This window comes from Bacillus sp. FJAT-47783 (assembly GCF_022808615.1).
Classification (GTDB): domain Bacteria; phylum Bacillota; class Bacilli; order Bacillales; family Aeribacillaceae; genus Bacillus_BZ.
This window is the reverse complement of record NZ_JAKZKS010000001.1, coordinates 241,934-254,344: the sequence shown is the minus strand read 5'-3', so window position 1 is coordinate 254,344 and position 12,411 is coordinate 241,934. Positions and strand designations below refer to the sequence as shown.

Here is a 12,411-nt window from a genome sequence, read left to right as displayed (position 1 = left end):
ATCACCATGTATCGTACGATGATGAGTGCTAAAATTCATCGAGCACGTGTGACGGAAGCGAACTTAAATTATGTTGGTAGTATTACGATTGATCAAAATATTTTGGACGCAGTTGGGATATTACCGAATGAAAAAGTGCAAATTGTTAATAATAATAATGGTGCTCGCTTTGAGACTTACGTTATTTCTGGGGAACGCGGGAGCGGAGTCGTTTGTTTAAATGGTGCTGCAGCGCGTCTCGTTCAAGAGGGAGATGTCGTTATTATTATTTCTTATAAATTAGTAAGTGAGGATCGTCTTCATGAACATAAACCAAAAGTAGCGATCATGAATGACGAAAATGAAATTGTTGAGCTATTAGATCAAGAACAGCCGATGACGATTGTGTAAGTAAACATCCCCTTTCTTACGATTAAGAAGGGGGTTTCTGTTTTAAAAATGATACAATGGACTTGTTATTTTCATTTTGAGGTGTAAATGATGAAAGAAAAATTTGCTGTAGTAGATATCGAAACAACCGGTAATTCTGCCAAGAGCGGAGATCGAATCGTTCAAATTGCAATCGTCATTGTAGAAGGCGAAAAGATTGTCCAACAATATAATACATATATAAATCCGAAAAAGCCGATTCCTCCTTTTATCGAACAGCTTACCGGAATTGATGATCAAATCGTTAAACATGCACCAACGTTCGAAGAAGTTGCACCTAATATTTATAGCTTATTGCAAGGGTGTTATTTTGTTGCCCATAATATTCATTTTGATCTTTCTTTTTTAAGAGCAGAATTGGAGCGTACTCATTTTCCACCTTTACATACACCGGTCATTGATACAGTCGAGTTATCTCGAATAATGTATCCAACACTAGGAAGCTATAAGCTCTCGAACCTTTCAGAATTTCTTCAGATTGAACATGAAAACCCACATCGTGCTGATAGTGACGCATATGTGACCGCTTTATTATTTATAAAGCTATATCAAAAAATAAAGGGTATGCCTATTGAAACATTAAGGCATCTCTATACATTATCCCAAGATTTCATTAGTGACTTACAACCTATTTTATACGAGTTGATTTCTGAAAGTGAAAAAGCAGTAAATAAACAGGATGCAAATATTATTATTCATCGAAACATAGCCTTTAAAAAAATGAAGACGATTGAAAAGAAGGCGGAACCCTTTCAAGATATTCCGCGTTTTTCCGCGTTTTTAGAGAGGTTTATGCAAAAGTACGGTAATTTGAGAGCAAATTGGGCGTTTCAACACGATATGCTTGCAAATAAAATATTGGAAGCTTTTGACACTCGTCAGCATGGATTAATAGAAATAAAGGGGGATGAAGAAAAAATCATTTCATATCTTCTGCCTGCAATTTACTTTGCTGTGCGTTTTCAAAAGCAAGTCACTATCGCCTGTGCTTCAAATGTCTTATTAGAAACGATTTATAAAAAAATGATCCCTTTATGTCAAGAGATTGATACATCCATTTCCGTGGCAACGCTAAAGGGAAGTAAACATTATTTATCATTACATAACTTTGAACGAATATTAAAGGAAGATGATACAAATTATGACAATATTTTAACAAAAGCACAAATTTTAGTGTGGCTGCTTGAAACAGAAACGGGTGATGTGGACGAAATTCATTTATCATCTGGAGGAAAACTTTTTTGGCATCGACTTCATACGAATTTCTTTCAATCGAAAAAGATAGATGAAGGAACTTGGCAGTCGTATTCCTATTATGAAAATGCTTTAAAAAATGCAAAGCAGGCTCAAATTATTATAACGAATCACGCGATGCTAATGGCTGATGCATTAAAAGGCCGGAATTTATTGAGTCAAAGTGATTATTTAATTGTTGACGAAGCTCATCAATTTGAACGATCTTGTCGGAAATATTTCGGATCTTCTTTGGAATATTCGACACTTTCCAATCAATTACAACGAGTGCATCATTTTGTTTCAAAAATAGATCATGAACTAAATGAGATTGTTCAAGATTTACAAGAACATATGAATGAATTATTTTCTTTCATCCATCACTATGTCAACGATAAAAATACAAATGATGAGGTAAATGTTTTTCGTTATCGATTACAGCCAGAAAAAGAGAAAGGGAACGTTTGGACAGCTATTTTAGAGCTTGTTCGGAAAAACCAGTTTTATATTTATGACTTGCTGAAACGGATGAATAAACAATACGAAAAGCAAGTAACAATAAGAAATGAAAGATGGGATCATTCATCGGTCAATTCCGAATACGAGTACGTATATTTTTTAGAATATCTTCATCAATTACGTGAACGGTTTACGAAATTCTTTTTTCACTCTTCAATGGATGAAGTGAAGTGGATTGAAATCGAAACAAAAGGAGCAAAAAATGCAGTTGTCGTTTTTTCAGAACCTATTATCGTATCGAATCAATTGGCCGACCAATTTTTTTCAAAAAAGAAGAGTGTCGTCCTTATTTCAAACGCTTTAACGGTTCAGGGTGATTTTCACTTTTGTATCCACCGTTTAGGATTAAAAGATTTTTATCCAATAACCATCCAGCTTACTTCCGTATTAGATCGTGATGTAGGCATGAAGGTTTTTCTTCCTGAAGATGTTCCATTCGTTCATGACGTGAAGGATGAGGCATATATTTTTCAGATGGCAACTAATATTTCGCATCTTGCGAAACGGCTGAAAGGGAAAACGGTTGTTTTATTTTCTTCATTAGAAATGTTAAAAAAAACGTATGAGAAGATAAAAACGATGATCGATCGAGAAGAGTTTCTCTTATTTGCACAAGGAATTAACGGTGGAAATCCAACGAAAATGATGAAGTCTTTACAACATTTTGAAAAAGGGATGCTGTTTTGTACGATGAGCTTTTGGAATGCCATTGAAATACAACCACAGCACATAACAACGATGATTATCGTTCGATTACCATTTTCATCTCCACATGATCCGATTGTTGCAGCTAATTGTGAACGATTAACGGCTAATGGAGAAAACTGTTTTTATCAATACTCATTACCAGAAGCAATATTAAAGTTTAAAGATGGAATTGCAAAATTTACTGTTCAACATACGAAACAAGCTTTATTTTTGTTCGATAGAAGAATTAAGACATCGAAATATGGAAAGTCATTTCTTCGTTCCATTGCATTTGATTCCTTGGAGGAAGAAGCGTTACACAAACTCATACCACAGGCATCTCATTGGTTACGTGAAGACGGTTAGGCTTGGAGGGAAATATTTGTATAGACTATTGATGATCTTGTTTATCTTGACAAGTCAATTCGGGTTCGATCGAGTACAACTAGCCGATACGAAAATAGAAAAAGTAAATTTGAAGCTAGAAGAAAATGAAATCGGGATTACCTTTATCGATTTAACGTCAGGAGAAGCAACACTTTTCCAACATGGAAACGGGGAGAATGTGTTAATTAACAGCGGTGGGCCGAATACGAATGAACAATTAGAGAATGTTTTGAAGATGTTTAATGTTACGACGATTGACATGTTAATTATTACAAAAGCAGATGAACAGTATATGTCTAATACAAATTTTTTGAAAAACAAGTTTCAAGTGAAAAAATTCGTTACGGGAAAAAACATCTTAATGAAAAGTAACTTGCGTAATGAAGTGGATGTCGAAAAATGGGAAACATGGGGATTGAATGAAAAAGTTGAACTACTCCCGCATTTGTTCGTTCACATCTTGCATGATAATCATGTAGAGCATCGGCACTTAGGGTTAGATTTGAAAATAACGTTTTATAAACATAACCTTTTATATATGTCATCATCAGATCGTAAGTTAGAACAGTATTTTTTGGACAAACCACTGTCTGATGTCAACATATTAAAGGTTCCACATTTTGGCGATAAATCTGGAACATCAAAATCGTTTGTTGATTATGTAGACCCACAAGTTGCCATCATTTTTAGACAAAAAGATGAGTGGCCAAGTCAAGATGTGATTGAGCGCTTATATCAAACATGGATCGATATTTATCCCTTGAAACAATTTGGGAATATTTCAATAAAATTGGATGAAAGTTTATATGAAGTGATTCCACTATCTTTTGAGTATCGGTAAATGATAAAAAAGACCTGTGCTTAATCATGCACAGGTTAACATATGGTGTGGATTAGGAGAAAATTTATTTAGTTAAAGATGTTAAAGCTGATATAATGGGTACTGACTGATACAACAAGTTAATTTGTTGTATCGTTATTTTTTCCGGAACGTGTCGGAACTATTAGTTACAAAAATTGTTTACAAATAGGAGGAATCAAAGCAGATGGAAAGTAAAATTGAATTCTTATCTTCCGTAACTATTGAACATTCTGATGACTTGTATAAAATTGTTGACGTATTAAACAGGACGCTTAAACGAGAAAATCTTATGTTCGGTTTAGCATTGGATAAAGATAATCCAAATAAAGCAGTCTTTACAATTTATCGTACGTAGTGGTGTGGTGATGGATATGAATAGAAAAGGAATGATCACACTTATTATCAGCATTGTAATGGTTGTTTTTCTCGCTTCAACTATATTTATTCTTCGTAGTGCATTGGCAGACAAAACAGATGGCCATGCTTTTGCTGAACAAGTGGCAAAAAAAAATGGTGTAAAAAATATCGAAGAAGTATCGACTTACAATAGTGATCACGTTTATTATGTTGTAAAAGGTCAAAATCAAAAAAAACAAAAAGTCATTGCGTTCGTTCCAAAAGACGAATCAAAAAAAGTTAAAATCGTTTTAGAAAAGAATGGTCTTTCTAAGAAAGAAGTATTACAATTAGTATCAACCTATGATGATAATAAGAAACCAAAAAAGATTATATCCATGGAAATAGGGTATGACGATTCTGAAAAGCCGAAGTGGGATATACCGGTTTGGGAGGTTCGTTATGTGGATCAAAAAAACCGATATACATATTTTATCGTAAGCTTTACTGACTCTAAAGTTTACAAAGCATATAGTATTCAACGATAAGGGAGATGTTTTGAATGAAATTATCAAAACGCGTTTCTACACTGACACCATCGACGACATTAGCAATTACTGCAAAAGCGAAGGAATTAAAAGCACAAGGACATGATGTAATTGGCTTAGGGGCTGGTGAACCAGATTTTAATACACCAGAGCATATTTTGAATGAAGCGGTTAAAGCGATGAAAGAAGGGCATACAAAATATACACCTTCTGGCGGTTTAATTGGACTAAAAGAAGCAATTGTTGAAAAGTTTAAGCAAGACCAAAAGCTTGACTACAAGCCTTCTGAAATCATTGTATGTACAGGAGCTAAACACGCTCTTTATACATTATTTCAAGTTCTATTAGATGAAGGGGATGAAGTTGTTATCCCAACACCTTATTGGGTAAGCTATCCAGAACAAGTAAAATTAGCGGGTGGAACACCGGTATTTATTGAAGGCGTAGAAAGAAACCATTTTAAAATAACGCCTGAGCAACTTGAAGAAGTTATTACGGAAAAAACAAAGGCTGTCATTATTAACTCACCAAGTAATCCGACAGGTATGCTTTATACGGAGGAAGAATTAAAAGCATTAGGAGAGGTTTGTCTTAAAGCGAATGTATTAATCGTATCAGATGAAATTTATGAAAAACTGATTTATGGAGAAAATAAACATATTTCCATTGCACAGTTATCTCCCCAGTTAAAAGAACAAACGATTATTATTAACGGTGTTTCCAAGTCACATTCAATGACAGGTTGGCGCATTGGCTATGCAGCGGGTAATGAAACAATTATAAAAGCGATGACAAACTTAGCTAGTCATAGTACTTCGAACCCAACTTCCATTGCACAATTTGCTGCAATGGCTGCTTATAACGGTACACAGGAGCCAGTGGAAGAAATGCGTCAGGCATTTGAAGAGAGGTTAAATATCATCTATGATCAACTCATTCAAATTCCAGGCTTTAGCTGTGTCAAACCACAAGGAGCATTTTATTTATTCCCGAATGCGAAAGAAGCCGCAACAATGACAGGTTATGAAAACGTCGATGAGTTCGTAAAAGCTCTTCTTGAAGAAGAAAAAGTAGCGATTGTACCAGGCTCAGGGTTCGGTGCACCGGAAAATGTCCGCTTATCTTATGCAACTTCTCTTGATTTGTTAGAAGAAGCTGTAAAACGAATCAAGCGATTTGTTGAAAAGAAAATGATGGAAAAATAGCATAATTTAAGCCGGGTTCTCCGGCTTTTTTCTTTTGGCAATTTCGACAATAATCGGATGAATATTTGAATCAATGAGACGACAATTGTATAATAGTAAAGTATTGATCATACATAGTAATGGAGCATTTCGATTTTTTGGAGGGACATAAACGTGAAAACTACGATTTCAGAAGTACATAAATACGTTGAACAAGAAGTAACAATTGGCGCTTGGCTTGCCAATAAACGTTCTAGCGGAAAAATCGCCTTTTTACAACTTCGTGATGGAACAGGTTTTATTCAAGGCGTCGTCGTAAAAGCAGAAGTTTCAGAGGAAGTTTTCCAAAAGGCGAAATCAATTACTCAAGAAAGCTCATTATATGTAACGGGAACGATTCGTAAAGATGAGCGCTCCCCGTTCGGATACGAATTAGGTGTCACAAATATTGAAGTCATTCATGAAGCTGTTGACTATCCGATTACACCGAAAGAACACGGTACAGAATTTTTAATGGATAATCGCCATCTTTGGTTACGTTCAAAAAGACAGCATGCAGTAATGAAAATACGAAACGAAATTATTCGTGCGACATACGAATTTTTTAATGAACAAGGCTTTGTAAAAGTTGATCCGCCAATTTTAACAGGTAGTGCACCAGAAGGGACGTCTGAGTTGTTCCATACAAAATATTTCGATGAAGATGCGTATCTTTCTCAAAGCGGCCAGCTTTATATGGAAGCTGCAGCGATGGCATTAGGAAAAGTGTTTTCTTTTGGTCCAACTTTTCGTGCTGAAAAATCGAAAACGCGTCGCCATTTAATTGAGTTTTGGATGATCGAACCAGAAATGGCTTTTTATGAGTTTGAAGACAATTTAAAAGTGCAAGAAGAATACGTTTCGCACATCGTCCAATCTGTGTTGAAAAATTGTGCGCTTGAACTAAAAGTACTCGGACGAGATACATCTGTACTTGAAAAAGTGAACGCACCGTTTCCACGCATTACGTATGATGAAGCGATTACGTTTTTAAAAGAAAAAGGGTTTAATGATATTGAGTGGGGCGATGATTTTGGTGCGCCGCATGAAACAGCAATTGCTGAATCTTTTGATAAGCCAGTATTCATTACCCATTATCCGACTTCATTAAAACCATTTTATATGCAACCAGATCCAAGTCGTGAAGAAGTTGTCCTTTGTGCGGATTTAATTGCTCCAGAGGGCTATGGAGAGATTATCGGTGGATCAGAGCGCATTCACGATGCTGACTTACTACAACAACGTCTAAAAGAACATCAGCTTGATGAAGAGGCTTATAAATGGTATCTGGAATTACGTCAATACGGCTCTGTACCACATTCTGGATTCGGTTTAGGTTTGGAGCGTACAGTTGCTTGGATTAGCGGTGTTGAACACGTTCGTGAGACAATTCCATTCCCACGACTATTAAATCGCTTATATCCTTAATAAATGTAAAAAAGGTTTCTTTAAGTTCCCTCCTCCATGGTTAGGAGGGTTTCTTTTTTTTCTATTACTGGATGAAGCTTTCATCCCCATTTTTTTCATTACATGGTATACTACAGTTGAGGTGTCTTAAAAATGAAGAAAGAGGAGTTTGTATCCTATCAAGAACAAGGGGTCATTTCAATTCCAAACGCATTTTTATGGAATTATCATAAATTAGGTTTAAATGAACAAGAATTTACGATCATTTTATTAGTTCAATCCTATTTGCAGCAAGGGAAGCTATTTCCGACACCAACTGAAATCGCTGAACATATGTCAATATCAACCGATTCGTGTACAAATTTATTAAGAAGGTTAGTACAACGAGGATTTCTTTATATAGAAGAATTAGAAGAAAATGCAATTATTTTTGAGAAGTATTCTCTCAAGCCGCTTTGGGAAAAGTTATATGAATGGTTGCAAGCAGAAAAGAAACATGAGCATCAAGCCGTTGATGAAAAAAGTTTATATACAACATTTGAACGAGAGTTTGGGCGACCTCTATCACCATTTGAATGTGAAACGTTATCTATTTGGATTGATCAAGATCATCACGACCCAGAAATCATTGTTGCTGCATTAAAAGAAGCAGTCATCTCAGGGAAAATGAATTTTAGGTATATTGATCGCATTTTATTTGAGTGGAAGAAAAATGGGATTCAAACGATTGATCAAGCTCGCAAACATTCGAAACGTTTTAGAGAGTCGAATCGAAAAGCAGCAAACAAGCAGCAAGCAACCGAAGAGTATAAACGAATTGTTCCGTTTTATAATTGGCTAGATGGAGAGTGATGAGCTCTCTTTTTTTATTCGAAGAAAAAGGTTAGGTGATAAATATGTTAACGAAAAAGCAAATTCGCGAGTGTTTAAATACGTTTGAAAAAATGTTTCCAGATGCACACTGTGAGCTTATTCATCAAAATCCTTTTGAACTCGTTATTGCTGTACTGTTATCTGCACAATGTACTGATGCTCTTGTGAACAAAGTGACGAAAAATTTATTTCAAAAGTATAAGAAGCCTGAAGATTACGTAAACGTGCCATTGGAGGAATTACAACAAGATATTCGTTCCATCGGTCTATATCGTAATAAATCAAAAAACATTCAAAAATTATGTGAAATGCTTATACGTGACTACGGTGGAGAAGTACCAGATGAAAGAGAAGAGCTTGTTAAGCTCCCTGGGGTAGGTAGAAAAACAGCCAATGTCGTTATGTCTGTTGCTTTTAACAAACCAGCTATCGCAGTTGACACACATGTGGAACGTGTAACAAAGCGCTTAGGCATTTGTAGATGGAAAGATTCTGTATTAGAGGTTGAAAAAACGTTAATGCGAAAAATTCCAGAAGAGGAATGGGGAATCACCCACCATCGGCTCATCTTTTTCGGGAGATATCATTGTAAAGCACAATCACCAAAATGTACGGAATGTCCTTTACTCTATTTATGTCGAGAAGGGAAGAAGCGGACGAAAGGAATGGAGATTGCCCATGGGTTATAAAGTCGTAAAAATCCCTTCCTCCTATCAAACTTCTCCTTTCTTTGAAAATCAAAAGGAATTGAAGATAAACGTTCACGCAGATGTAGAAGAAAATTTGAAACAAACCCCGTTCTTTTATGAATTTTTGTATACCATAGAAGAAAAAGAGGCGTATAAACCGTGGGAACGATGGGATGAGCATATTCCCCTTCTTTTTAAACGATGGAAAAAAGTTAATGAACAGCTAGCCTATCATTTTCGGGATCGAAAGATAAAACAAATTCGCTCACATATGCAAGAAGGGATTGCCCTTTTTATCGTCTTCATTCATTGGATGAACGAAGCTGCTGTAAAATCTACTTCAATCCCTTTATCCTATCCTTTTCCGTATAAACCGGTCAATGTAGAGGAAAGGCTTACATTTATTGTAGAAAATATAACACTTTATCATGCTTTCATCCAACTAAGTGAATTATTTCAAGAAGGAGAAAAAATCTTTTATAAGAAGCTTGCGTTAGTGAATTGAATAGATCGATAAACAAAAAGGACAGCTAAAAATGGCTGTCCTTTTTCGGTATCTTTCTTCATTTTAGTCATTAAACATCATCCATTGGCTGTCCATCTGCTGGAGTGTCTCCATTCTCGTTGTTTTGATCGTCATTGCTATCTTCGTTGTCATTTCCGTTACCTTGATTGCCGTTGTCATTATTTGGATTATCGTCGCCGTTAGACGGGTTTTCTTTTTCTTTATCTTTGTCTTTATCTTTTTTGTCGTCTTCATTCTCACCCTCTTCTGGGTTAGGAGGTAACAATTCTTCTAAATCTTCCTCATCAATTTCTTCTTTTTCTTCCTCTTCTTTTTTAGGAATTTCAATCATTGCCGCGGCAGGGTCACTTCGGCTGTTATCATTAATGGCGACAACTTGGAATTTATAAAGGGAACCTGGTTCGACATTTGAAACGGTATACGACATATCTTTTGTCGTTGTGACAGGCTTGTAGTCTCCGCCATTTACAGACAGACTCACTTCAAACGATGTATTGTCTAAAAGTTTTTTATCATAACCCCATGTTAACGAAACGTTTTTTGCTTCTTCATTATAAGCTACTTGAACGTTACTTGGTTTCGATAATTTTTTATATTTGTCAGATACTTTTGTCGGTTTATTTCCTTTTACAAAGTATTCATAGGTGATCATATCTTTCGGTGTAAATTTACTAGCTAATTTTGCTGGGTTAGATCCTTTTTCTATCGCGACTTTTACGACGCTTTTCGGTTGTTTAAAGTCAGAACGATCGCCTTTTGAAACATGCTTAATAATTTCACGGAATATATCTTTTGCAAGCCTCTGGTCTTTAGTCGTTAAATACATTTTCTCATCGTTCTTTTCCATACCAGTCCATACAGCCGCTGTATATTTAGGCGTGTAGCCAACGAACCAACTGTCTTTTGCTGCACCTTTTGGTATATTATATTTTTGTTTATCTTTATCATTAAAGTTTGTCGAACCTGTTTTACCCGCGATGTTAAGTCCAGGCACATTAGCTCTCGTTCCTGTTCCGTATTGGACGACAGACTTCATCATGTCTGTAATCATGAAGGCCGTATAATCACTCATCGCTTCTTCAGGCTCTGGAGCTAAATCAATGACTGTACCATCTGCTAATTCCACTTTTTTCACGGTGTGCGGCTTAATATAAAACCCGTTATTACCGAATGCGCTAAATGCACCTGCCATTTCAAGCGGTGACACCCCAACGGTTTCCCCTCCAAAACCACCGATAGAATATGCTTCTTCTATTTCTTTGAGATCGATACCGACACCTTTTGCGAATTGCTGTGCTTTGTCAAGACCTACTTCTTGCATGGCTTTTAATGCCGGAATATTACGTGAATCGACGAGCGCTTGGCGGATCGACATCCATCCTTTATGACGATTATCGTAGTTATTAATTGGTGCACCATTAGAATACGTATATGGCTCATCCTTTATTTGATGGTAAGTAGACCATTTCAAATGTTCGATAGCAGGACCATAATCTAATACGGGTTTAATGGTTGAACCGGGTTGGCGCTTTGTGTCAACAGCGTAGTTAAAGCCACCGATCGGCTGGTTTCGTCCACCGCCGATTGCGCGAATTTCACCGCTTTCTGTATCAAGCAATGTAACCCCAGCTTGTAAATGTTCGCTCGAAAAACCGAGAGAATCACCATTTAATAAATCTTCCACATAGCTTTGAGCATCCGGATCGAGCGTTGTATATATTTTCAATCCAGCGGCACTTGGGTCCATATCTAATTTATCACGCACTTCTTCAATGACTTGTTCAATAAATGCATAATGATCATTTGATTTTTCAGTCGGCTTGACAAGAGAATCGGCAATCGGAATTTGTTTTGCTTCTTCCTTTTCTGCACTGCTAATAAAGCCATGTTTCTCCATAAGCATTAAGACGGTGTTACGGCGTTCTTCTGCCGCTTTAAGATTTTCCCTTGGATTGTACCCGTGTGGATTTTTAACCATGCCTGCAATCATTGCCGCTTCACCAATCGTTAAATCGTCTAAAGATTTACCAAAAAAGGCTTCAGCTGCACGCGCAACTCCATAGTAGTTCCCTGGATAATAGACCCGGTTTAAATACATTTCTAAAATTTGATCCTTTGAAAACTTTTGTTCAACTTGAATCGCTAACCATGCTTCTTGTACTTTCCGTTTAATCGTTTTTTCCGGTGTTAAAAACGATAATTTAACGAGCTGCTGGGTAATCGTACTGGCACCTTCAGACCCAAATCCTTCTTGAATGTTTGCGAGTACAGCTCCGCCAAAGCGGATAATATCGATTCCGTTGTGTTCATAAAAACGGACATCTTCTGTTGCAATAAAGGCGTTTTTAACATGATCAGGAATTTCATCAATCGGTACATAGGTTGTTTTTTCTGCACCGATTTCATACACTTGTTTCTTGTTCATGTCATACACTTTGGAGGATAAATTTCCTTTTAGCTGATCTTCGTTTAAATCAGGAGCATCTGATATGTAAAAGGCAAGTGTTGCTCCACCTGCTATCATCCCAATGATCCCAATAATAAATAAGGAAATAAATATTTTTTTCCAAACACCACTTTTTCGTTTCTTTTTATTTGTTTTCTTTTTTTGCTGTGCTTTTCTTCTTTGTTCTCTTGATTGATACTCTCCACTCATATTATTCCAACCTTTCATTATAATGAAAAGAGCCTG

11 protein-coding genes are annotated in these 12,411 nt (G+C 36.3%); 10 read left to right on the top strand and 1 reads right to left on the bottom strand.

From position 1 onward, the window contains the following. Window positions 1-6 precede the first annotated feature (6 nt). The 10 genes from panD to MLD65_RS01230 all read left to right on the top strand — a co-directional run bounded on the left by panD (window position 7) and on the right by MLD65_RS01230 (window position 9,698). Window positions 7-390: an aspartate 1-decarboxylase gene (gene panD, locus MLD65_RS01275; RefSeq protein WP_243290035.1), complete on the top strand. Its 384-nt coding sequence runs from the start codon at window positions 7-9 to the stop codon at window positions 388-390. 87 nt (window positions 391-477) lie between these two features. After that, window positions 478-3,234: an ATP-dependent DNA helicase DinG gene (gene dinG / locus MLD65_RS01270; RefSeq protein ID WP_243290034.1), complete on the top strand. Its 2,757-nt coding sequence runs from the start codon at window positions 478-480 to the stop codon at window positions 3,232-3,234. Window positions 3,235-3,250: 16 nt separating this feature from the next. Further along, window positions 3,251-4,096 (top strand): ComEC/Rec2 family competence protein, encoded by an 846-nt coding sequence (locus MLD65_RS01265; RefSeq protein ID WP_243290033.1) that lies wholly within the window; start codon window positions 3,251-3,253, stop codon window positions 4,094-4,096. A gap of 205 nt (window positions 4,097-4,301) precedes the next feature. Beyond that, window positions 4,302-4,472 carry a YpmA family protein gene (locus MLD65_RS01260; protein ID WP_243290032.1) on the top strand — a complete coding sequence of 57 codons (171 nt, stop codon included), beginning with the start codon at window positions 4,302-4,304 and terminating at the stop codon, window positions 4,470-4,472. A 10-nt stretch (window positions 4,473-4,482) separates the two neighbouring features. After that, window positions 4,483-5,001 (top strand): cell wall elongation regulator TseB-like domain-containing protein, encoded by a 519-nt coding sequence (locus MLD65_RS01255; RefSeq protein ID WP_243290031.1) that lies wholly within the window; start codon window positions 4,483-4,485, stop codon window positions 4,999-5,001. A gap of 14 nt (window positions 5,002-5,015) precedes the next feature. Beyond that, window positions 5,016-6,206, top strand: coding sequence for a pyridoxal phosphate-dependent aminotransferase (locus MLD65_RS01250; RefSeq protein ID WP_243290030.1), 1,191 nt, complete (start codon window positions 5,016-5,018; stop codon window positions 6,204-6,206). Between the two features lie 153 nt (window positions 6,207-6,359). After that, window positions 6,360-7,652 carry an asparagine--tRNA ligase gene (gene asnS / locus MLD65_RS01245; RefSeq protein ID WP_243290029.1) on the top strand — a complete coding sequence of 431 codons (1,293 nt, stop codon included), beginning with the start codon at window positions 6,360-6,362 and terminating at the stop codon, window positions 7,650-7,652. 132 nt (window positions 7,653-7,784) lie between these two features. After that, window positions 7,785-8,483 (top strand): DnaD domain-containing protein, encoded by a 699-nt coding sequence (locus MLD65_RS01240; protein ID WP_243290028.1) that lies wholly within the window; start codon window positions 7,785-7,787, stop codon window positions 8,481-8,483. A 44-nt stretch (window positions 8,484-8,527) separates the two neighbouring features. Continuing rightward, window positions 8,528-9,193 (top strand): endonuclease III, encoded by a 666-nt coding sequence (nth, locus tag MLD65_RS01235; RefSeq protein ID WP_243290027.1) that lies wholly within the window; start codon window positions 8,528-8,530, stop codon window positions 9,191-9,193. Further along, window positions 9,183-9,698, top strand: a complete 516-nt coding sequence (locus MLD65_RS01230) for a YpoC family protein (protein WP_243290026.1) — start codon at window positions 9,183-9,185, stop codon at window positions 9,696-9,698. Before nth ends, MLD65_RS01230 begins: the two co-directional genes overlap by 11 nt. Before the next feature lie 70 nt (window positions 9,699-9,768). Here the strand turns inward: MLD65_RS01230 and MLD65_RS01225 are convergent, their stop codons facing one another. Next, window positions 9,769-12,375, bottom strand: a complete 2,607-nt coding sequence (locus MLD65_RS01225; protein WP_243290025.1) for a PBP1A family penicillin-binding protein — start codon at window positions 12,373-12,375, stop codon at window positions 9,769-9,771. Window positions 12,376-12,411 lie beyond the last annotated feature (36 nt).

Excerpts from the sequence above, each read along its gene's own strand:
- MLD65_RS01240 (WP_243290028.1), top strand. The coding sequence starts at position 7,785 with ATGAAGAAAGAGGAGTTTGTATCCTATCAAGAACAAGGGGTCATTTCA.
- MLD65_RS01250 (WP_243290030.1), top strand. The coding sequence starts at position 5,016 with ATGAAATTATCAAAACGCGTTTCTACACTGACACCATCGACGACATTA.
- MLD65_RS01230 (WP_243290026.1), top strand. The coding sequence starts at position 9,183 with ATGGGTTATAAAGTCGTAAAAATCCCTTCCTCCTATCAAACTTCTCCT.
- nth (WP_243290027.1), top strand. The coding sequence starts at position 8,528 with ATGTTAACGAAAAAGCAAATTCGCGAGTGTTTAAATACGTTTGAAAAA.
- MLD65_RS01225 (WP_243290025.1), bottom strand. The coding sequence starts at position 12,375 with ATGAGTGGAGAGTATCAATCAAGAGAACAAAGAAGAAAAGCACAGCAA.
- panD (WP_243290035.1), top strand. The coding sequence starts at position 7 with ATGTATCGTACGATGATGAGTGCTAAAATTCATCGAGCACGTGTGACG.
- MLD65_RS01260 (WP_243290032.1), top strand. The coding sequence starts at position 4,302 with ATGGAAAGTAAAATTGAATTCTTATCTTCCGTAACTATTGAACATTCT.
- MLD65_RS01255 (WP_243290031.1), top strand. The coding sequence starts at position 4,483 with ATGGATATGAATAGAAAAGGAATGATCACACTTATTATCAGCATTGTA.
- dinG (WP_243290034.1), top strand. The coding sequence starts at position 478 with ATGATGAAAGAAAAATTTGCTGTAGTAGATATCGAAACAACCGGTAAT.